Below are 21,294 nucleotides of genomic sequence, written 5' to 3' on the forward strand. Positions count from 1 at the left end.
ATGAGCAATACAGTGGATCCTCACGGCAGGTGGCGCCTGACGAACCAATACCTAGAGTGCAACGGTATTCCCGCCATACCGGTGTCGGGAGAAATCCACTACAGCCGGCTGCCGCGAACCCGCTGGGAAGAGCGACTCCGGCTGATGAAGGCCGGTGGCATCACCGTCGTTGCCTGTTACGTTTTCTGGATTCACCACGAGCAAACCGAGGGCCAAGCACGCTTTGACGACAACTTGGACATAGCCGCATTCGTCCGGCTCTGTGCCGCAATTGACCTAGACGTGGTTCTGCGCATTGGGCCATGGGCCCACGGCGAGGTCCGAAACGGTGGCTTCCCAGACTGGGTGCAGGATGCCGACGTCGACCACCGCACCAACGACGCTGCTTACCTGGCCATGGTGAAGCGCTGGTTTAACCGCATAGGTTCGGAACTGCAGGGCCTGACCGGGCCGGACAGCAACGTCATTGGCATCCAGCTGGAAAATGAGCTGTATGACCAGCCCGACCACTTACGAGAGCTCAAACGTCTGGCTAGGGCAGCTGGACTCAGCGCGGCGATGTGGACAGCCACGGCTTGGGGCGGGGCCGAGGTCCCCGAGGACGAGGTCATGCCAGTTTTCGGCGGCTATGGCGATGGATTTTGGGTCGACGCAGAAGCCCCCTGGGACCCAACGTTCAGAGCGCACTACTTTTTCAGTGAGGAGTGGGATGACCCCGGCATCGGCGCAGACCTGCGCGCACACCTGTCCGGAGGTCAAATAGCGCCGCCGACGTCCATTTCTGCGTCCTACCCGCCAGCAACCTGCGAGCTGACCGGCGGGATGGCAACTGCCTATCAGCGCCGCCCCTGGCCCAAAGGCAAAGACGTGGCAGCAGTGGCCAACAACAAGATCGGCAGCGGCTCTGGGTGGCAGGGCTACTACATGTTTGCCGGTGGGACGAACCCATCGGATGGACTACAGGAGTCCCAGGCATCGGGCTATCCCAATGATCTTCCCGTGTTTGATTACGACTTTCATGCTCCTATCGGCGCGTCCGGGAGGCTGGCGCCAAGCTTCTCCGAGTTACGCAAGCAACACGCTTTCCTCGCGGCTTTTGGTAGCCACATAGCTCCGATGCCGTCCACGCTGCCGGATCGGATGCCCGCGGGCATCGAAGATTCCGGCACTCTTCGCTGGGCCCTGCGATCCGACGGTGACTCGGGGTTCGTCTTCATCACCTGGCACCAGCCCCACGTCCCGCTCCCGGATTACGATGAAGCCCAGTTCCGGCTGGCGCTCGCGAAGGAAACACTGACTTTTCCTCTGGCACTCCTCACTATCCCTTCTGGCACGATCGCCCGCTGGCCGGTGAACCTTGACATGGGTGGCGTTCGGCTGAGGTGGGCCACAGCATCAGCGATGACACTGCTGGGCACAGACACGGCACCCGTGCTCGTCCTTGCCGCCGAAACAAGCATTGAAACCCAACTGTGCTTTCCGAAGGGAAGTACTCTGAACGGTCCTGCACGCCAAGTGGGCGCCGATGTCTACGCAGTGGACGGCACAGAGCCAGTTACCTTGACTGCTAAATCTCGGCATGGAACGTTGGCTATCCTTGTACTTCCCGCTGCGCAGGTGAACCAAACATGGGTTTTAGAAACGGCGGATGGGCGCGAACTCGTTCTCTCCACAGAACCAGTATGGATCGGCGCTGACGGCCGACTGACCGGCAGATCCATCGGATTGCCTTCAGTCCAGCGTTACTCCACCACAGCCACGCGGTTTGAAACCGTAAAGACCGCCTTTGCCAGCTACGGACGCAGCCGGCAGGCTGTGACGGCTGAGCTGATTCGTGCAGCCAAAACTATTCCCTCCTCTTTTGGTTCCTTGGCCGGCCGGGCTGCCGCACCCACCGATCACGTCATTGATGACCTGGCACAGGTCTACCAGATATACCTGCCGGTGGCGGCGCTTACCGGCGACGGGCCGACGGAGCTTGAGATCAATTGGGCCGGCGACGTAGCCCGTCTCCTTGTAGATGGTCAGGTGGTCGCTGACCGGTTCTGGGACGGGTCCCCATGGGTGCTTGAAACCACGGACGTCGGGCTCCTTCATGCAAAAGACATCCAGCTCCAGATCCTTCCCCTGGCGAAGGCAGCGAGCGTTGGACTGACTCTGGAGGCTCAGCGTAGGCGTGACATGGTTGCTGGCGACCTAGCTGCCTTGGACAAAATGGAACTGCTTCAGTGGACCACCTGGGCAGAAGATCGCTCCTGATGGATGCCTTCTGGAATACCATGGACCTTTAGTGACGGAAGGGGCCTTGGTGGAGCGTGCCACGGGGTTCGAGAACCAGCGCCTTGTGGTGGTGCCCCGCCCGCTGATTCGGGAGGCACTAAGACGCCCCATTACACGACGGCTCGTTGTCACTGACGCCGGCGTTTTTCCCGTCGCTTCGAAACACGGACGGCACCGCCCCCAGGGCGCCAACGAGACCATAATCATATTGTGTGTTGCCGGGACCGGGTGGGTTGAAACTGGCGGTTCCCGGTTCGAAGTAGGCAAATCTACTGCAGTCGTTTTCCCCGGTGGAGCGGGACAGGCCCACTCCTATGGTGCTTCGAGTGAGGACCCCTGGACGATTTGGTGGTGCCATGTGAGCGGTTCGGATGCAGCCGAACTAATCGAAGAGTCCGTAGTGAGTCCGGAGCGTCCGCTCATTCCGCTGGTGGCCGTTGACCGGTTGACAGCCATGCTGGATGAGATCATCACGGCCTTGGAACGGGACCAGTCGCCGGCCCGCCTTGTGGCTACTGCCGGGATGGCGTGGAAACTGCTGACGACCCTAGCAGTGGACCAACGACTCCCCGTCCAGGGCAGTCCTCTGCAACAGGCGATGAAATTTCTGGAGGACAGGGTGGACGGCTCCATCCGACTCCCCGACCTGGCAAAAGTGGTTGGCGTTTCCTCCTCACAGTTGAGCAAGCTGTTCCGGGAGGCGACGGGAGGTGGAGTGCTGGCTCACCACAGGGCCCTGAAGATGGCCAGGGCCAGGCTCCTGCTGGATACAACAGACCTCACAATCGCCGAGGTGGGACGCGAAATCGGTCTTGATGACCAGTTCTACTTTTCCCGTCAGTTCAGCGGTATGCACGGGGTAAGTCCCCGGGCTTATCGTGCCGAACGGAAAGGCTAGGGGGACCTACCCCTTCGGAACGCTGGCTGTTAGGTCTGCCCGCAAGTCGCACTGCAGTCCAATCATGAGGTCGACGGGCAGGAGTGCCGAGAACGCGGGGGTCCCGCCGTAGTGGCGAGGTCCACAGCGTCAGGGCCAGCGATGGTCGGACCAGGGGAGGGATGACTCGGCCACCTCGTTACGTGCTGGTCGATTTGCGGGCGCCTGTCCGGTCGTTGAGTCCCCGCGTCGACCGCCGTGTTCTACGCTTTGTAGTAGATTCCTGTTTGGGGTGTCCGTCATACTCGACCTACTGTTGGAGCATCATGGCTGATCGTTCGATACCGCGCCCTGCAGACCTAGCCCTCCGCGTCCGCCGTGCTTTCCGCGCCCGAGTTTCCGGCGACCCTACCGGGGCGCCGGATTGGGTGCGCGACATTGCTCAGGTTGGGGAGGGGCCGGGCTGGTTCGAGCCCGACGGCGTTGTCTGGCGGGTCCACGGCGACCTGTCCACGCTCGTTGGCGGGGTTGCTGCCCTCCTTGGGCAGGGCGCTCACCCACTCGCGATGGCAGGGGTCTCGCGGCACTCTTCCTACCGCAGCGACCCCTGGGCCCGTCTCGCCGGGACCGCGCGCTGGCTCACCGTGAGCACCTTCGGCTCCGCGGAGCTTGCCGAGCGGGATTCGGCACGGGTCCGCGGCATGCACGGGCGGGTCCGCGGTACCACCGACGACGGTCGCGCCTACGCCGCCTCCGACCCCGCACTGCTTCGCTGGGTGCACCTGGCTTTCACTGATGCCTTCCTCGGGGCACACGAGGCCGTCGGCCACGACTTGGTTCCGCAATTCGGCCGCAATTGGGCTGACACTTACGTTGCAGACTGGTCCCGCAGCGCCCGGGCCCTCGGGGCCGAGGACCTCCCGACCAACCGCCGGGAGCTCGCCGAGGCCCTGCGCGCTCTGGAGCCCACCCTCGAACCCGTCCCCGCCGAGCTCCTCACCTTCCTCGCCGCCCCGGATGGGTTGAACCGGGCTGAGAAGATCTTTTACAACGGCCTCGCCGGCGCCGGGGCGCTGGTGCTCTCCCCGTCTGTGGCCCCCTTCGCCGGGGTGCCCGGCCGCGGCGATCGCTCGGCCGCGGCCCGTCTCCGCTTACAGCGCACCCGCTTGCAGCTCCGTGCCTTCCAGCTGGCCCTCGGGCCATATAGCCCTTCCGAGGACGCTGCGCGCTACCGGGTTGGCCTCGCCGGCCGCCCGGACTGGCTCGACTGAGCCACTGAGCCACTGAGCCACTGAGCCACTGAGGCGCAGACTAGCCGGGCGGAAGTGCTAGGGCCCGGGAAGAGATTTCCTTTTGCTGAGGGAAACCAGGAGAGCTGACCCCCACAGGGTACTGGCTCTTTTTCGCTGCGCTCAGCGGCGCGTTGGTCACTTGTGGGCTCTTTGGCCATGACGGACAAGACGATAATGTCGCCTACAGCGCGTAAAGCCACGCCGACAATGAGGACCACAGCGCCAGCGATGATCAGCCGCCGCCCGTCAGGCGCCCGGGCTAGGCCAACTCCAACACCACAAAATACCCCCGTTCTCCGCTGAACGCGTCAGATTATTGCTGTTGCAGCCATTCTGCTTTCTGGATCGAGTTTTTTCAGTAGTTTCGCGGAGATAGCCGAGAGATCGCCAAGTTCTTTTGCAGTAAGGGTCTCGATCAAAACGGTCTTCACCAGATCGACATGTCCCGGTGCTGTTGCCACCACCTTTTCCCACCCGGCCTCTGTCAGTGTCGCATCCGTTGCCCTGCGGTCTAGGCGGCAGGGTGCGCGACGGACAAAGCCGCGAGCCTCCAAATGTGAAATGACACGAGAAAGCCGAGGAAGTGTCGCATTCGTCCGCCCTGCCAGGACTGACATCCGCAACGTCTGCTCCGGCGCCTCGGAGAGCATCGCGAGCGTGAAGTATTCAAAATGGGTCAGGTCAGACTCGCGCTGGAGTTGAGCATCCAGCACGGCCGGGAAGAGCTGGAGAATAGCTGCGAAACGAACCCAGGCATTGAGTTGTTCACCGGTGAGCCACTGATCATCAGTCATGGGACCAGCCTATCAAAATAGTTGCGCCTACAACTTATTTGCACTATTTTAGTTATACATACAAGTAATCAAGCGATGCGAAAGAAGGCTGCCATGAGTTCAGTCAGTATTATTGGAACCGGCAATATGGCCACCGCGATCGGTGATATCTTCACTGCCGCCGGCGCTACGGTCCAGTCCATCAATCGGTCCGAGACGCCGGAGACGGTTACTGGCGCCGTCGTCGTCCTTGCGGTCCCTTACACGGCGGTGGAAGGAGTTCTGGGCCAGTACGCAGAACAGCTGGCGGGTAAAACGGTCATTGATATTACAAATCCTCTGGACTTCGAGACGTTCGATTCACTGACGGTGCCTGCGGGAAGTTCAGCGGCGGAGATCATTGCCGCGAAGCTTCCCCACTCCCACGTACTCAAGGCCTTCAACACCACGTTCGCCGGTACCCTGACAGCAAAAAGCATCGGCGCACTGCGAACAACGGTCCTGATAGCAGGGGACAACTCCGAGGCCAAAGCCTCTCTCGCAGCATCGATTGAAGCTGCTGGCATCAACGCACTTGACGCCGGGTCCTTGGCTCGCGCCCATGAACTCGAAGCTATCGGTTTCCTCCAGCTCACTCTCGCGGCAGGGGAGAAAATCTCCTGGACGGGCGGCTTCGGAACCATCCACTAAATGGATTTTATCTGGGTCTTGTGACTTTTTTGATGTGAATTTTATAGCCGATCTGGTGAGCACCGGATTTGCTGCACCCCGTGGGGCGCAGCAGTCCGGGGCGGACAGGTCAAGTGAGGAAAGCTGCTAATGACGAACGAAAGTACCATTCCAACGTCTCGATCGATCTTGGTGATTGGGGCCGGTGAGCTCGGCATGCCCGTGCTGCGTAATGTTGCGAGCCGGGCCCGTGACGTGGAGGGTTCAACCGTCAGTGTGATGTTGCGGGGGAGCGCCATCACTTCTGATGCGCCCCAGAAGCAACGTGATATTGCCGAGATCCGCAGTCTCGGAATAGCTGTTGTTGAAGGTGACCTGGTGGGGAACTCCATTGACGAGCTCGCGTCAGTGTTCTCTGGTTTTGACACGGTGATCGGTTGCGCCGGTATAGCCGCTGGCGTGGAGACGCCCATGAAGGTTGCTCAAGCAGCGCTACAGGCGAAACTCAGGCGCTATTTCCCGTGGCAGTTCGGCGTTGACTTCGAGGTCATTGGGCGGGGAAGCCCGCAGGATATCTTCGATGCGCAGCTGGATGTGCGTGAGTTACTCAGGGCTCAGGATGAGGTCGAATGGGTCATTATCTCCACCGGCATGTTCATGAACTATCTCTTCGACCCTGAAGTGGGGATGGTTGACCCTAAAAACGATACTGTCAATGCACTTGGCAGCCTCGATACAGCAGTCACCGTGACTACTCCTGAGGACATCGGGGTCCTGACGGCTGAGATTCTGTTTGACGAGCCCCGCATTCGTAACGAGATCGTGTACCTCGCCGGTGACACTGTTACCTACGGCGAGTTGGCGGATACGTTGGAGGATGTCCTGCAGCGTCCGTTCCGGCGCGCAGTGTGGAGTATTCCGTTTCTCCTGGACGATCTTGCGAAGGATCCGGAGAACATGACGAAGAAGTATCGTGCTGTTTTCGCGCAAGGTAGGGGAGTGGCTTGGGACAAGAGCCAGACGTTTAATGCGCGTCGGGCAATCTCGGTCACTAATGCCCGCGAATGGATTGGCAGCAACCTCAGGGCATAGGAAAGCATTCACCAGCACCGGCGTACACTCCCGGCGACCTCCGGATCTGGGCGCCCGCAGACGTTGCGTCGCACCGGGTTACCTGGGACGGTGGAAACAGGTCAACCAGGCCCGATGCCGAGGGCTTGCATGAGGGGCTGGGCCATTTCAGCCGGATGCACGGCTGGTTCCTGCGGCCATGCCGCGCTCCGAATGGTCATCCGTGGCCATCATCGTTGTCGCAGGTGCCGTCCCGGTGACTGCTTTGATGTCGTTGATGGTGAGATTGCGGAAGGTTGCGGTCCCTTCGCTCGCGTAGAGACGGATGCCGTTGTCCCCTTCGAGGGGGAAAACGCGGTGGGAGTGCACGGTTCGTCCGTCCCCCAGGAACATTTCGACGCTTGTGCGATCGACGAGAATACGAAGCGCAAGGCGCCCTGCCGAGGGGTCGATGGGGGTCTGGCTTTCACCACCGGTGGGGTTGATGGTGGGTCGCCGGTTGAGGTAGGCAAAAGGTCCGCGGAGGAATGCGCCAGCGGTAACGTGCCGGCCCCCGCCAGCTGCACGACAGATTTCGAGACCGATGTTGGACGGTGGGGTGGCTGGGTCCCATTCCAGCTCACACGTCAGATCGTAGGCCAGTGAACGGATATCGAGGTCATGCGTACCCGCTACAGTGACGTCACCAAAGCGGTGCCTGCGCTTGACGTAGCTGTCCAGGCCGGCTGTGGGGGTCGAGGCGAGATAGTAGCCTCCACTTCCCTTCCTGAGGCGGATGTCGCGCACCACCATGTCGTCGCCGTTGTAAGCGTCGGTCGCCAGGGTCGGAGTGTTGTGGGGGTAATCCCAGAAGTTCGCCCATCCGAGTACCCTGCGCAAGGTGTCGTCCTCTTTGCCGGAGGCGTCGTGATGGGGGTAAGTCACTGCTCCGTAGAAGTCATAGCCGTAATCCAGCCATTCCGGTTCGGCCTGGTCCGGAGTAAAGGCGGTTCCGTTGAAGACCCCTGTCCAGTACGCATAGGTCGCTGGCAAGCCGCGGCCTTTGCCGTTGGCGCTGGTGCCAAGAATCCAGTGGGACGTGCCGTCGTCGGCGGTCATACGGAAAAGATCTGGGCACTCGAGCACCCCTAGGTCAGTGCGGATGAATTCGCCGACGCACTGCCAGGAGCGCAGATTGGGAGATGTGTAGAAGCCAAGCCTTTGCCCCTCGGCGTTGAGCATGAACCACTGTTCCCGCTCGGCGTCCCAGATTACCTTCGGGTCGCGGAAGTCCTGCACACCGGGGTTTTGTAGTACTGGGGCTGTGCCGCCGGGTTGGAACGTGCGCCCGCGGTCCGTCGAGTACCAAAGGTACTGGGCCTGACGGCCCTGCGGCGCCTGTGTAACAAGTGCTATCACGGCATTTTTACCGTAGCCAGCCGTGTTTCGTTCATCGATGACAAGGCTTCCTGACCAGCAGTCGCCATTGTCATTGCTGAACTTTGGGATTGCGACGCCGTTGTCAGTGAATGCAACGTGATCTGTGGTTGTGGCACGGCGCCATGACGTGCCACCGCCGCCCTGCAAGTAGTCAGCGTTGTACAGGTAGTAGTAGTGGTATTCCCCGTCGATGTAGATAGGACGCTGAGGGTCGTTCTTCCAGTTGTCGGGAACGCTGAAGTGATAGGTCGGGCGCATCCGGTGGGATTCCTTTGAACGTGAGCCGTGAGGTGCGGGTGCAGGCGTCTTTTCCGACACGCTCTTAGCCAACCTGGGTAGGACTACCCGGCATGGGCGGGAAAAGGCACCTGGTATCCGCGAAAATTTCGGCCATGGTCCATGCCTCGAGGGAGAGTATTTCCGCCGTGCCCTCAGCAGAAAGGCTGATGTTTCCGCCACCGAGTGTGGGATAGGCGCGGGCCGTGAGTGGGATTCCATTGGCAAAAATTTCGATGGCGGATCGGTCCAGAATGACGCGCAGGTGCACTCGCCCTTCGGGCATGGGGACTGGTCCGGATTTGTCTTCCACATCAACCGTTGGATCGAGGCTGCTTCGGGTGCGGTCCAAGCGGAGTGTGCCATTGTTGTCGCCCTGAAGCGCCCTGACCAGCTCGATTGTCGTTTCCTCGTGGGGGATGTCAAAGGCGCCCCTATCGGTTGAGCCCAGTACGCCAAGCCGTAGCCGCGCACCCGGAGCGAGTTGCAGCTCCAGTTCAAGATCCAGCTCGGTGCCGGACAAGCCGATGTCCAGGGGTATGGAAGCGTCAGCCACGATCTGTCCTGGCAGGCTGGCATGGTCCCGCCGGAGCTTTTCGATTTCCGGTACGGGCGCGAACCGGAGAGTACCGTCATCCGCTACCGTGACGGTTCGGGGCAGGCTCATGACACCTGACCAGCCAGCTTCGACCATTGCTGCATCGCTTCGTCCTTCCTGCATCCAGCCGAACATGACACGTCGGCCGGACTCATCCTGGAACGATTGCGGGGCATAGAAGAACCGGCCTCCGTAGTCAAGCCGGTGGAGTGCCGTGGGCTCAAACGTATCCCCGGCGTACCGGCCGGTCCAGTACAGCGGGTGGCGGGTATCGCCGTCGTCCCAGGCGGAGAAGACCAGCACATCTGGAGAGGAATCAGAGGGTGCAGACCCCAGCGAGCCTTGCCCCGCCCGGAACAGGTCGACGCATTCCCACATGGTCCCGGTCCAGTCATTATCTGCAGGATCGCCATGCGAGGCATCGCCGATGAACAGCGGCCCGAGGTAGTCCCACGAGCGTAGATCCGGGGACTCGTACAGAAACGCCGTGCCGCCGCGCTGACGAATACCTGAGCCCACCAACTGCCGCCACTTCGTTCCTTCACGCCATACACAGTGATCGCGGTAGGCCGTGGTGTCTACCCCAGCTGGAGGTGCTGAGATCACCGGATTTTCGGAAACTTTGGTCCAGCTCAGAAGGTCCGGCGACCCTACGGCCACGCAGGGCAGCTCTTTGCCTTCGAACCTCCCCGAATACACCAGGGTGGGCGTTCCGCCGTCGTTTACCAAGACCCCTGACCAGCAACCCTCGGCGTCAGGTCCTGCGGACGGTTCCAGGGCAATGGGCTGGTCGGTCCACGTGACGAGATCGGTGCTGGTGGCGTGCCCCCACTGGATGCGGTGGTGGAAGGCGCCCTCCGGGTTGTACTGGTAGAAGAGGTGATAAATGCCGTTCCACTGGCTGACGCCGTTGGGATCGTTAAGCCAACCTGCTGGTGAGACGAAGTGGAAGCGTGGCCGGAGGGAATCGGCCTCCGCGCGGGCAACCAGCTCATCCTGAGGAATGGTGGCGAGCGGGTGAGCTTGTTCAGTCATGCGGAAGCCTTCATGTGAGTTCGTTCGGTGGCCAGCGTTGGTTCACTCGCCAGGGCATGGCCGTCGGCGCCGGCCCAGGGCTGGTAGAGGTGGCAGCGCACCCAGTGGCTGTTTTTGGGGTCACCAACCTGATGGCGCACTGGTTCTTCGGCCGAACAGGGTTGGTTCGGGTCGCCGTCGAATGCGCAGTTCGTCGAAGCCATCACCGCTTGCCGCAGTTCGGCCCGACGGACGGGGTCGTACGAGCCTGCCCGGGAGGGATCCGGGACGGCTGAAACCAGAAGCTGCGTATACGGGTGCGCAGGGTTTGCCAGCAGATCCAGGGACTCGCCTTCCTCAACAAGTTCACCGGCGAACATCACTGCCGTCCGGTCCGCCAGGTAGCGGGCGGACGCAAGGTCATGAGTGATGTAGAGCATGGAGATGCCTTGGTCATCGCGGAGCTTGCGCATCAGGTTCAGCACGCCGATCCGGACGGAAACATCCAGCATGGAGGTGGGCTCGTCGGCCAGGATTATCTGTGGTTCAACGGCCAGGGCCCGGGCAATTGCAACGCGTTGGCGCTGACCTCCGGAGAGCTCGTGTGGATAGGAGTTCAGCATGTCCGCCTGTAGACCCACGGTGACCATGAGCTCTTCGAGACGCCGCTGAATCTCCTGCTCGGAACTGCCGCCCTTGCCGTGTATCGCCAATGAACGCCGCAGGAAGTGCTCGATCCTGTGGGCTGGGTTCAGTGAACCAAAGGGGTCCTGGAAGACCATCTGCAGCTGGGATCGGAACGCACGGGACGCTTGGAAACGATCGCGTTTGAGGATGTCGACGCCGTCAATGAGAATTGCACCGGAGCTCGGCTTTTCGAGCCGGGCAACACAGCGGGCGAGGGTGCTTTTGCCGGAACCGGACTCCCCGACGAGCGCCACGATTTCGCCACGGCCTAGAGTCAGATCGACCCCGTGCAGGGCTCGCAACGATGCGCGGGAGAACAGCCCTCCAAGAGGGAACGATTTACCCAGGCCACGAATTTGGAGTGCGGGGGTGCTGGTGGTGGGCCCAGCCAGCGGGGACGTTGATGAGTGACTCATCGTGCGGCTCCTTCCAGGTTTACGGAGTCATTCATGGGCGCGCTTGCATCAACTGGAGCCACAAAATGGCCGGGTGCCACCTCGCTGAGGTCCGCGATGTTGCGGAACTTCACGCCGTCGGGCAGCCCAGTCAGGGGAACCCGCGGGCCGGACAGCGGCGGGAACGCGCCCATCAGCGCCCGCGTATAGGGGTGGCGGGGGTTGGCGTAGACGTCCTGGGCCTTGGCGGTCTCTACTATCCTGCCGCCGTACATGACGGCAATACGGTGCGAGAGCTCCACCATAAGTGACATGTCGTGGGTGATGAAGAGAACGGAGAACCCCAGCTCGCGCTGAAGGTCCTTGATCTGGGCCATGATCTCTTGCTGCACCACCACATCCAGCGCGGTGGTCGGTTCGTCAAGGATCAGGAGGGACGGCTTGAGCGCCACGGCCATGGCGATGACGGCACGCTGCCGCATGCCACCAGAGAGCTGGTGTGGGTAGGACTTCAAGCGTGCAGGGTCCATCCTCACCAGTTCAAGCAACTCACCGGCACGTCGCAACGATTCCCTGCGGGAGTAGCCTGCATGAGTGGTGAAAATGTCTACGATCTGCTCGCCGATGGTCAGCACTGGGTTGAGCGAGTTCATGGCCGATTGGAATACCATGGCGACGTCCTGCCAGCGGAATCGCCGCAGTTCCTCCGGGCTCATGGCCAGGACGTCCTTGCCACCGAAGGAGATGGTGCCACCGGCGATCGTCGCGGGATCCTTGAGGAGCCGCATGATCGAGTTGGCGATGGTGGACTTCCCACAGCCGGACTCGCCTGCCAGCCCGAACACCTCGCCGGTGCCGATGCTGAAAGAGACACGGTCGACGGCGGTGGTGGAGCGGGTATCGCCGATGTATCTGACGGTGAGGTTCTTGACCTCCAGGATGGGCTCGTGGGAGCCAAAAGAAACTTGGGAGACTGTCACTTGGCGGCGCTCCTTTCGGTAATTTTCGGGGTTTTGATTTTCCGCAGCCGAGGATTGGTGACCTCGTCCACGGCGTAGTTGATCAGCGCCAGCGCGAAGGCTACCAACGCGATGCAGACACCCGAGGGGACAAACACCCACCAGCTGCCGGTCAGCAGGGCTCCCTCGTTGCCGGCCCAGAAAAGGTTGTTGCCCCAGGAGACGGTGCTGACGTCACCCAGGCCGAGGAACTCCAGGCCGGCCTGGGCGCCAATGCCGTAGATCACGCAGGCCAGCAGGGTACCCATGACGATCGAGGCCATGTTCGGCAGGATCTCGCGGAACATGATTCGGCCCGCCCGTTCCCCGGACACCACGGCAGCGGCCACGAAGTCCTTGGAGCGGATGGACAGCGCCTGGGAGCGCAATACGCGCGCTGACCCAGCCCAGCCGGTGACCACGAGGACTAGGATCACGGTACCCAGGCCCGGCGGCAGAAAAGCAGCCAGGATGACAAGCAGCGGCAGTCCGGGCAGGAGCAGGAAGACGTTGGTTACCAGGGACAGTGCTTCGTCAATGAACTTGCCAAAGTACGCCGATGCTAGGCCCACCAAAATGCCGATGAAGGTGGATGCGAAGCCCACCGTCAACCCGACGAACAGTGAACTGCGGGAGCCGTGAACAGTGAGGGCCAGGACGTCTTGGCCTTTGGCCGTGGTGCCGAGCCAATGGTCGGGAGACGGTTCCAGCGAGGCCATCGCGGTGATTCGCGAGGGGTCTCCGGGAAAAAGTAGGGGGGCTAGCAGGGCGAGCGCAATGAAGACGAGCATCACGATCATGCCCAGCAGGGCCTTTTTATTGGTGATAAGTCCGTGGACGAAACTGCGGTTGGGCTTGCGGGTAGTTGCCGGTTGCGCGGGCTGCTTCAGGATTGCTGTTGTCATGGTGTGTCCCTCAGTTGCTGCGCACGCGCGGGTCGAGGCGGACGTACAGGATGTCCACCAGGAAGTTCGCCAGCAGTACGGCGGCGGTGATGGTCAAGAACAGGCCCTGCATAAGCGGGTAGTCGAGGCCTTGGACGGCGTTGAGGAGCTGGTAGCCCACGCCGGGATACGCGAACACCACCTCGGTGAGCAGTGCACCGCCCACCACGAAGCCCAGCCCCATGCCGAAGCTCGTGACCGACGGGAGCATGGCGTTCCGTGCCGCATAGCGGAGCATGATGCGGCGGGACCGCAGACCCTTGGCCTCAGCCATGGTGATGTAATCCTCCGAGTTGGTGGCGATCATTGTGTTTCGCATGCCCAACATCCAGCCGCCAACGGACACCAGCACAATGGTCAAGGCTGGAAGTACAAGGTGAGCGCCGACATCACCGATGAACTCCCAGGTAAACGCGGGCTCCAAACCAGCGGTGAACGCGTGGCGGATCGGGAACCAGCCCAGGACCACGCCAAAGAGGTACAGCGCACCCATTGCAAGCCAGAAATAGGGGAACGAGCCGATGAATACCAGCACCGGCGGCAGTGCCGAATCGATGACGCCGCCCCGCCGCCATGCAGCTAGGACGCCAAGAAGGTTACCCACGACGGCGGCAATCACCAGCGCGGTCCCGCCCAGCAGGAGGGTCCAACCGATCTGGGACGAGATGACCTCGGTGACCGGCGTGGGGAAACGGGAGATCGAAATGCCCATTTGCCCCGTGACGACATTGTGGAGGTAGCCGAGGTATTGCTCCCACAGGGGTCGATCGTCCACGCCGAGCAGCTTGCGGAGCGCCTCGATTTGCTCGGGCTGCATTCTGTCCTGGGAGCGGGCAAACATGCGGGAAACGGGGTCCCCTGGCATGAAGCGAGGGAGCATGAAGTTCAGGGTGATGGATGCCAGGAAGGCAATCAGGTAGAAGCCCAAGCGGCGAAGGATGAAGTGCACGGGTTCCCTCCATTTCGGGAATTGTGGAAGATGTGGGGGCACGCCCGGCTGGATGGTTCCCCGATGCGGCGAGGCACCGGCGGTTGTGCAATGTAGGACTGGTCGCCGGGAAGCCGGCGACCAGTCCACCAGGAGTCGCTACTTGCGCGGTTCCAGCGTGGTCAGAACCAGGACAGTGGTGGGTGCGCGGACCGAGAGGGTTGCGTACGGGTTGTCTTGGGTTGGCCAGCCGGTGAAGCGGGTGTCGTTGAAAGCGCCCCATTCCGGGCCGGAGAACAGCGGGACGAGCGGAGCGACATCGTTGTACTCCTCCTGAAGCTTGTTGGCGATGTCCTTCTGCTTGGACTCGTCGGCCTCGGCCGCGAACTCCGCCAGCAAGGCATCGGCCTTGGTGTCACCGAAGCGGTGGTAGTTGTCGAAGGTCTTGGTCCCTACCGGCTTCACCGTGGCGGTGCCCATGGTGGCGTTGAAGTACTTGTACGGGTTGGGGTCGTTGGCACTCCAGACGATCCCTGAGTCGAAATCGCCGGTCTCGTAACCGGCCACGACAGCAGCCCAGTCCGGCGAATCCACCTTGGCCGTCACGCCAACCTCGGCAAGGTTCTGTGAGATGACATTGGCCACGGACAGCCAGTCAGATGACGTCGCGCCTACGGAGATTTTGAAGTCAAATGGCTTGCCGTCCTTGAGTGTGCGCTTGCCATCGGCACCCTTGGGGTAGCCAGCCTTGTCCAGAAGGTCGTTGGCCTTTTGAACATCCAGCTTGGTCCAGGTGCAGTTGTCGCTAACCTCGTTGTTCTTCCACGTTTCGTAGTTGCCGGAGAGACCTGTGCAGTCGGCGGGCTTGGCGTAGCCGCTCATGCCGATCGTCGTGACTTGATCACGATCCACCGCCATGCTGAGCGCTTTACGGACGTCAACATCGTTGAAGGGGGCCTTGGTGGTGTTCAGTTGCCAGTTGACCATGGAACCCGTGGCTGGGAACCAGTACTGGCGGTGTTCCGGATCCTTGGAAACGAAGGTCTTTTCAATGTTTGGGATGTACTGCGGGGCCCAGTCAACGTCGCCGTTTGCGGCGGCCAGGTTGGCGCCGTCATTGCCCGCAAAAGCAAGCATCTTGATTCCGGCAATCTTCTGCTTTTCCGGCTGCCAGTAGTTGGGGTTCTTGGTCAGCACGAAGGACTGGGCCTGGAAGCTGTCCACCTCGGTGTACGGGCCGGTGCCAACAGGATTCGCGTTGGCGTCCTTGTCCGGGTCGGCTAGCACCGACCAGACGTGCTTTGGCAGGATGCTGAGCTGTCCGACCTCGTAGAGGGCAGGTGACCATGGCTTGTTGAAATTGAACGTGACCTTGTTTCCATCGGCGGTCACTGCGTCCAGGTACTCGAAGCCGCCCTTTAGTTTCTTTTGCAGCTCGAAGCTGTACGCGACGTCGTCGGCCACCAGCGGCTGACCATCGGACCACTTCACGCCGTCGCGGAGGGTGAAGGTGAGGGACTTGCCGTCTGCGGCAGCGTTCCATTCCGTGGCGAGCCACGGCGTGGTGTCACCCTTGGCTGGGTTGAAGATCAGCAGCGATTCGTAGATCGACTGCTGAACCATGGGGTTCACGGTGGGCGCAAAAGGGTTGAAGTTCTGCACGAACGTTCCCATATCCTCACGCGGAATGGTCAGGAAGGCGTTCGCCCCAGGGTCGGTGCCCGCGGAGTTATTTACAGTTGCCGTGCAGCCGGTCAGCAGCATTGCGCTCACGGCCAGTCCAGCCGCGGCGATGCGGGCAGACCTCAGGAATCGGGGTTGTGTCATGATGGTTATCTCTTTCCTATCTTCATCAGCAAGGTGAAGGGGTGGGTAAGGGTTAGCTCTTCGAAGCTTGATTTCGCGGTCAGACCGAAGAGCGTTCTAGCAGCGGACAGTCGACCAGTTGCTGATCGGCAATGATCGGCTGTCCTGCTGTAAGAGCGGCGAGCGTCTGGACTCCCAGAGCGCCCATTTTTTCGAACGGCAATGCAACAGTGGTCAGCTTTGGCCTGAGGTAGGCGGCAATGAGCTCCTGGTTGTCGAAGCCGATCACGGCAATGTCTCCGGGGATGGTTAGTCCCCGTTCCTTGATAGCGTCGTATGCGCCCATCGCCATGCGGTCATTGAGGCAGAACAGTGCAGTTGGCCTTAGTTCCTCCTGATAGCGGTCCAGGATGTGGCAAGCCGCCTCATAGCCACCATCCGCCGTCGCATGCCCGGAGACCACCAACTCTGGATCCAGTTTCAGCCCGGCCGCTGCGAGTGCTTCCTGCGCACCCTCCAAACGCCCGACGGCAGCAGGGATGTCCGGATCCAAATTGATGACTCCGATCCTGCTGTGGCCAGCCTGGAGTAAACGATTGATGGCCACCCTGCCGCCCGAGCGCTCGTCCGGGACAATCGAGGGCAGGCTCCCGTCCGCATCGAAACAATTGATCAGGACAGTGGGAACCTCGTGGGCGCTCTTCGGAACATGGACGCCGCGGTGGTAGGTTGCCGCGTACAAGAGTCCCTCAACGCGTTGTTCCAACAGCTTCTCGGTTGCTGCATCTTCCAGACCCCGGTTGGGCCCTACGGCATCGGCTTGGTCGGAGGGTGCGATGAGCAGAAACCTGCGGTCAAGCCAGGCCTGATCCTGGGCGCCTTTGATGATGTCCACGGCGAATGGGGCCGTCACGATCTCCGTGACGAGTCCGTACCAATCACTGCGTTGGGAAGCCAGCGCGCGGGCTCCCGCGTTCGGACGATAACTCAGTGCTTGCGCGGACTCGTTGATGCGGGTGCGCGTTTCCTCTGAGATGCTGGCGTTTTCACGGTTGCTCAGCACGAACGAGACAGCCGTGCGGGAGACGCCGGCATGCTTGGCGACGTCACTCATGGTGACACCCCGCTGGCGTGTGGACCCAACGTTGTTCGTGGTGGTGGTCTTCGCCATTGAATACTCCGGAGTTCGTCGTTAGTACGACCGTGGGGATAACCCGCGTTACTTGTGTCGCGTGAGTCACATTACGCGCGTTACTTTCTCGCTGTCAAGGGGGTGCTGGGGTTCACTCCGAATGTGAATGCAGCCGGGTAATTACGTCGGCGCTCGTCCTGGTCCGGAGCGCCCGTGCATGCTCCGCTGTGGACTCTGGTGTCCCGTTCTTGCCTGTGACGGAACGGTGTGGATCCCTGCGGTGGGGGATGGGGTGTGCATCCAGGGAGTTCCTAGTGGGGGAGGAAGGCGTACACGCGGCGGACGCAACTCCCGGCAATCATGATCGGGTTCCCTCGCAGCATGCCGCGGGTAAGGGTCGTGATGTAGAACTTTCTGTACTTTTTTGAGGGACCGAAAATTGCCATGATTTTTCCTCGTTTCAGCTCCTCTTCCTCCCCTACCTCGCTGCGTATCCACTGCTCCCCAGCGGTGTAGTCGATTCGTTGGATGCGTGGATGGGTGATCGTCGCGTCGTAGAAAGAATCATTTGTTGAGGTGTAGAGATATTCGGCCTGGGCAGGATCATCTGCATCGGGGACAAAAAACACTTTTGGTGTGAAGGGGCTGTTAAAGAAGTCGCTATTGGTGGAGGACATGGCCCCAACGTAGACCCATGGGCCCAAGGTGCGTAGAGCACACGGACCCTGGTGAGGGACTACACCGTATTTGTGGAAGCCGTTGCCCGCGGGGATGGGACTCGGCTTTGGCAGGCTCACGCATCACTGTCATGGGCGTTTTGCCGGGAGTCCTCAGGCGTGGCGTGCGCGGTCTGCGCCGGCGATTGCTGAACTGCCCAGATCACTGCCCTGGGTGGGCGCTCCTGCGGTGAGGGCCCTAACCCATTCATCGGCGTCCGAAACCCTCGCCCAGCTGGAGTTCAGTAGCGTCATCAGTGTTTGGTGGACGGTTTTTGCGTCGGCAAATCCTGCGTCGTTGGCGATGTTGATAGCGCCTGTCGCATCTGAGATGACCTCCGTGGTGAATCCGAGGAACTCTGCATCAACAGCTGAGGCAAGGATGCAGTTATTGCTCATGTATCCGACGAGGGTCACCGTGTCTACGTCCTTGCTACGAAGCCAGTCCGTGAGGTCAGTACCCGCGTAGACGGAGCTGTACTGCTTCGTCAGGTGCTTCCAGGACTCAGTGGTTCGTTCCTCCACCTCTGGGTGCACAGCAAATTCGGGTGTGTTCGGATCAAAAATAGGAGCACCTTCTCCGGCAGTGTGCTGAACCGCCACGACTGGAATACCAGCAGAAGTGGCCGCATCAATAACCTCGGTGATCTTCGCGAGAGATTTCTCTTTGGCGGGAAAATGAATCTCCAATGGGCCACTGAAGTACTGCTGCTGGATATCGACAATGACGAGCGCGCGCTTGGGTGTAGCCACAGTGATCTTCTCTCCTGGGTTTGTAGTAGCCGGAAGGGCTCCTGGGATCAATCTTCCAACGCGCGGCACAGGCAACGCCAGTGGCACAAAAGATGGAGGACCGAAGTGTTCCCTGGCCTGCACCAAGTCGCCGGTTACGTGAAGGAACAGCCCTGCCTGTAGGCCAGGGACCCCCAACCGGTCAACGGCCGAGGTATGGCCAGGGCGAACCGACAGTGAGAGCCACTGGCTCCGAAAACTGCGTCGGCCCGCCCCTCCACGGGTTGTTCAGGGTCATCACGGGGTGGTGTTACCCCTGCAACGGCGGGTGCGGGTATGCCGCGTCCCGCTTCTGGAATTCCAGGACGTCCGGGTTGCGGATCACTCCGTCCCGGATTTCGATGGCACGGGCAACCGTCTCGTTTTCCGCCCATGCATCCGGCCCGGCGAGGACACTCTCGAGGAACGGCAGCAACGCCTGGCTGATCTCCCACGTTGCGGAGTTCCATAGGTAGGAAGGGCTGTGGTCCACCGCGTAGTAGTTGGTGTGCTCTCCCACGGTCACCATCGGGTTGGTGAAGGTGGTGGAGTGTGCCCAGCTGAAGCCCATGCCGTCATCACACGAGACGTCGACAATCAGGCTGTTCGGATAGAAAGCGGAAAGGTCCTCGGTTCGCAGGTAAATCAGCGGATTATTCGGATCCTGCAGGGTGCAGTTGACCACAATGTCGTTCTCCGCAAGGAAAGGCGCCAGCGGTACCCGGCCCTTGTCGGTGATGACTTGGCTCTGGAAAGGAGCCTCGGCGTCGTGGTCGAACTGCACAATGTTCACCGAGTGGATCGGAGCACCGACTGCCGCCACTCCACGGTTGGTCAGCACCTGGACATCGTGGATGCCCTGGGCGTTGAGCGCTGTGACTGCACCTCGTGCAGTCGCCCCGAACCCGATCACCACGGCGCTGAGCCGGCGGCCGTAGTCGCCGGTGGACCCGGTCAGTGCCAGCGCATGAAGCACTGAGCAGTAGCCTGCCAGTTCATTGTTCTTGTGGAAAACGTGGAGGCCGAAACCGCCGTCGCTGGCCCAGTGGTTCATGGCTTCAAATGCAATGAGGGTCAGCTTCTTGTCGATGGCCAACTGGGTGATCTCGCGGTCCTGGACGCAGTGCGGCCAGCCCCAGAGGATCTGTCCGTCCCGCAGTTCCTCTAGGTCAGCAGGTTGCGGCTTGGGCAGGAGGACGACGTCGGCCCGCGCCAGAACCTCCGCCCGCGGTTCGATGGAACCCACCAGGGGAGCAAGGTCGGCGTCGGACATGCCGAATCTCAGCCCGTATCCCTCCTCGAGGATGATGCTTTTGCGGGTCTCTGGATCGATCCGCTCAAAGTGCCGAGGGTGGATCGGTAGCCGTAATTCGTCCGGCTTGCGGGTAGTTGCCAGGACCCCCAGGGTAAATTGCTTTCCGGGTTCAGTCATTTTTTCTTGGCAGACTTGCCAGCGGAGGTATCGATGGAGCTAGCCGGCGCAGCCGCGGCCCTCTTGTCGGCGCGCTTTTCCTTGATGGACTTTCCGGCTTTTTTGGATGCTGCTTGACGCGGTGACTTATCAGCCATGGTTGCTCCTCTGGCGGGACCGAAGGGGTCCCTGACTTCGAACCCTACACCTGGCTACCTAACGGTCCGGTGGAGCGCACGGTGCTGCGGAGAACCAGTGGCCAATCGCGGGTGGAGGGCGGGCACGAGGCTTGAGGAGTGTGCCGAAAGCGGCAAGATGGAGCGGCTGACGGGAATCGAACCCGCGTATCAAGCTTGGGAAGCTAGCGCTCTACCATTGAGCTACAGCCGCAGCGGGACCGTCCAATAAAGTGGGCGGTAATCCCTGCGAAACAACGAGATTTACATTACCCCAGTCCGGGGCCTTCCCCGAACAGCAGCTCCCAGAGGTCAGGGAATGTCCGCGGAAGCGCGTGGTGGCAATCTGTTGCGGAAGGTTCCACCCGCCACTGCTCATAGCGCGCCTTTTGCCGTCAATATGGCGTGCGGGTAACAGCACGGAGACCATCGGGTAACTCTTCGATAAAGGACGCCTCGGTGGCTGGAGACGTGCTGGTCTGGGCCGATATCCTGAAACGAGTCAGAAGCGCTCGGGGGATGCGGCCTTTGTCAGTACATTTTCCCGACGCGAATTGAGGATGCCATGGCTATGGTGGAGCACGAAGTGCTTGTCCACTGCGACGCCATGACTGTTTATTCCTATCTTCTGGACGGAACAAACCTCCCCCAGTGGCGCGAGGGTGTACGGAGCTGTCACCTCAGTGCCGGAGTCGCAGGAGGTGCTGGAGCCCGGTACCAGGTCCTGCTGACAGGACCCGGCGGGCGGGCTGTTGCCGGCGACTTTGAAGTAACACGGGCACGGCCTGGCGCCGAGATAGAGATGAACATCCTGGCTGGCCCTGTTCGGCCCAAGGGCGGGTACTACTTCAGTACCGAAGGCAACAACACCCGGGTCCGCTACGCCCTCGAATACCACCCCCGTGGACTCATGAGCCTTTTCGGCGGTGCGGTGCAGCGCGGACTCAAAACCGAAGTCGAGCAGCTGTCCCGCCTGAAGGACGTCCTGGACCGGCACCAGGTCCGCTGAGGAACCGGTGGGCCTTCCGCGCAGGCGGAGGCCGAGTCCGTCGCGGTATTCG

Annotated in this window: 19 protein-coding genes and 1 tRNA gene; 6 read left to right on the top strand and 14 right to left on the bottom strand. The window is 61.2% G+C overall.

Annotated elements, in window-relative coordinates:
* From QMG79_RS00365 to QMG79_RS00375, 3 genes are all read left to right on the top strand, one after another.
* Positions 1–2,259 carry a beta-galactosidase gene (locus tag QMG79_RS00365; protein WP_283536590.1) on the top strand — a complete coding sequence of 753 codons (2,259 nt, stop codon included), beginning with the start codon at positions 1–3 and terminating at the stop codon, positions 2,257–2,259.
* A gap of 31 nt (positions 2,260–2,290) precedes the next feature.
* Positions 2,291–3,178, top strand: coding sequence for a helix-turn-helix domain-containing protein (locus QMG79_RS00370; protein ID WP_283536591.1), 888 nt, complete (start codon positions 2,291–2,293; stop codon positions 3,176–3,178).
* A gap of 305 nt (positions 3,179–3,483) precedes the next feature.
* A complete protein-coding gene (locus QMG79_RS00375; protein WP_283536592.1) occupies positions 3,484–4,428 on the top strand; it encodes an oxygenase MpaB family protein in 945 nt (314 codons plus the stop codon).
* A gap of 329 nt (positions 4,429–4,757) precedes the next feature.
* Here the strand turns inward: QMG79_RS00375 and QMG79_RS00380 are convergent, their stop codons facing one another.
* On the bottom strand, positions 4,758–5,243 hold the full coding sequence (locus tag QMG79_RS00380) for a MarR family winged helix-turn-helix transcriptional regulator (RefSeq protein WP_283536593.1): 486 nt from the start codon (positions 5,241–5,243) through the stop codon (positions 4,758–4,760).
* A 93-nt stretch (positions 5,244–5,336) separates the two neighbouring features.
* Between QMG79_RS00380 and QMG79_RS00385 the strand changes: the two genes are divergently transcribed.
* Entirely contained in the window at positions 5,337–5,912 is a 576-nt protein-coding gene (locus QMG79_RS00385; protein WP_283536594.1) for an NADPH-dependent F420 reductase, read from the top strand.
* A 129-nt stretch (positions 5,913–6,041) separates the two neighbouring features.
* Entirely contained in the window at positions 6,042–6,983 is a 942-nt protein-coding gene (locus QMG79_RS00390; RefSeq protein WP_283536595.1) for an aromatic alcohol reductase, read from the top strand.
* A gap of 147 nt (positions 6,984–7,130) precedes the next feature.
* Here the strand turns inward: QMG79_RS00390 and QMG79_RS00395 are convergent, their stop codons facing one another.
* The 13 genes from QMG79_RS00395 to QMG79_RS00455 all read right to left on the bottom strand — a co-directional run bounded on the left by QMG79_RS00395 (position 7,131) and on the right by QMG79_RS00455 (position 20,447).
* Complete coding sequence (locus QMG79_RS00395; protein ID WP_283536596.1) at positions 7,131–8,639, bottom strand: glycoside hydrolase family 32 protein; 1,509 nt, start codon at positions 8,637–8,639, stop codon at positions 7,131–7,133.
* Between the two features lie 64 nt (positions 8,640–8,703).
* Positions 8,704–10,290 carry a glycoside hydrolase family 32 protein gene (locus QMG79_RS00400; RefSeq protein ID WP_283536597.1) on the bottom strand — a complete coding sequence of 529 codons (1,587 nt, stop codon included), beginning with the start codon at positions 10,288–10,290 and terminating at the stop codon, positions 8,704–8,706.
* Positions 10,287–11,372, bottom strand: coding sequence for an ATP-binding cassette domain-containing protein (locus QMG79_RS00405; protein WP_283536598.1), 1,086 nt, complete (start codon positions 11,370–11,372; stop codon positions 10,287–10,289). The genes QMG79_RS00400 and QMG79_RS00405 overlap by 4 nt, the downstream gene beginning before the upstream one ends.
* The gene (locus tag QMG79_RS00410) at positions 11,369–12,331 is read right to left on the bottom strand and encodes an ABC transporter ATP-binding protein (RefSeq protein ID WP_283536599.1); all 963 of its coding nucleotides are present in this window, start codon (positions 12,329–12,331) and stop codon (positions 11,369–11,371) included. The genes QMG79_RS00405 and QMG79_RS00410 overlap by 4 nt, the downstream gene beginning before the upstream one ends.
* Positions 12,328–13,254, bottom strand: coding sequence for an ABC transporter permease (locus QMG79_RS00415; protein ID WP_283536600.1), 927 nt, complete (start codon positions 13,252–13,254; stop codon positions 12,328–12,330). Before QMG79_RS00415 ends, QMG79_RS00410 begins: the two co-directional genes overlap by 4 nt.
* A 10-nt stretch (positions 13,255–13,264) precedes the next feature.
* Positions 13,265–14,242: an ABC transporter permease gene (locus QMG79_RS00420; RefSeq protein ID WP_283536601.1), complete on the bottom strand. Its 978-nt coding sequence runs from the start codon at positions 14,240–14,242 to the stop codon at positions 13,265–13,267.
* Positions 14,243–14,380: 138 nt separating this feature from the next.
* Positions 14,381–16,048, bottom strand: coding sequence for an ABC transporter substrate-binding protein (locus tag QMG79_RS00425; protein ID WP_283536602.1), 1,668 nt, complete (start codon positions 16,046–16,048; stop codon positions 14,381–14,383).
* A 79-nt stretch (positions 16,049–16,127) separates the two neighbouring features.
* On the bottom strand, positions 16,128–17,198 hold the full coding sequence (locus QMG79_RS00430; RefSeq protein ID WP_283536603.1) for a LacI family DNA-binding transcriptional regulator: 1,071 nt from the start codon (positions 17,196–17,198) through the stop codon (positions 16,128–16,130).
* A 272-nt stretch (positions 17,199–17,470) separates the two neighbouring features.
* Positions 17,471–17,836: a hypothetical protein gene (locus QMG79_RS00435; RefSeq protein WP_283536604.1), complete on the bottom strand. Its 366-nt coding sequence runs from the start codon at positions 17,834–17,836 to the stop codon at positions 17,471–17,473.
* A gap of 153 nt (positions 17,837–17,989) precedes the next feature.
* Positions 17,990–18,628: an isochorismatase family protein gene (locus QMG79_RS00440; protein WP_283536605.1), complete on the bottom strand. Its 639-nt coding sequence runs from the start codon at positions 18,626–18,628 to the stop codon at positions 17,990–17,992.
* A gap of 289 nt (positions 18,629–18,917) precedes the next feature.
* A complete protein-coding gene (locus QMG79_RS00445) occupies positions 18,918–20,078 on the bottom strand; it encodes a N(5)-(carboxyethyl)ornithine synthase (protein ID WP_283536606.1) in 1,161 nt (386 codons plus the stop codon).
* Positions 20,075–20,215: a hypothetical protein gene (locus QMG79_RS00450; protein ID WP_283536607.1), complete on the bottom strand. Its 141-nt coding sequence runs from the start codon at positions 20,213–20,215 to the stop codon at positions 20,075–20,077. The genes QMG79_RS00445 and QMG79_RS00450 overlap by 4 nt, the downstream gene beginning before the upstream one ends.
* A gap of 158 nt (positions 20,216–20,373) precedes the next feature.
* Positions 20,374–20,447: transfer RNA gene (locus QMG79_RS00455), tRNA-Gly, on the bottom strand.
* Between the two features lie 357 nt (positions 20,448–20,804).
* On the opposite strand from QMG79_RS00455, the gene QMG79_RS00460 reads away from it, so the two are divergent.
* Positions 20,805–21,242, top strand: a complete 438-nt coding sequence (locus QMG79_RS00460) for an SRPBCC family protein (RefSeq protein WP_349357238.1) — start codon at positions 20,805–20,807, stop codon at positions 21,240–21,242.
* Positions 21,243–21,294 lie beyond the last annotated feature (52 nt).

This window comes from Pseudarthrobacter sp. PS3-L1, assembly GCF_030063285.1.
Lineage (GTDB): Bacteria > Actinomycetota > Actinomycetes > Actinomycetales > Micrococcaceae > Arthrobacter.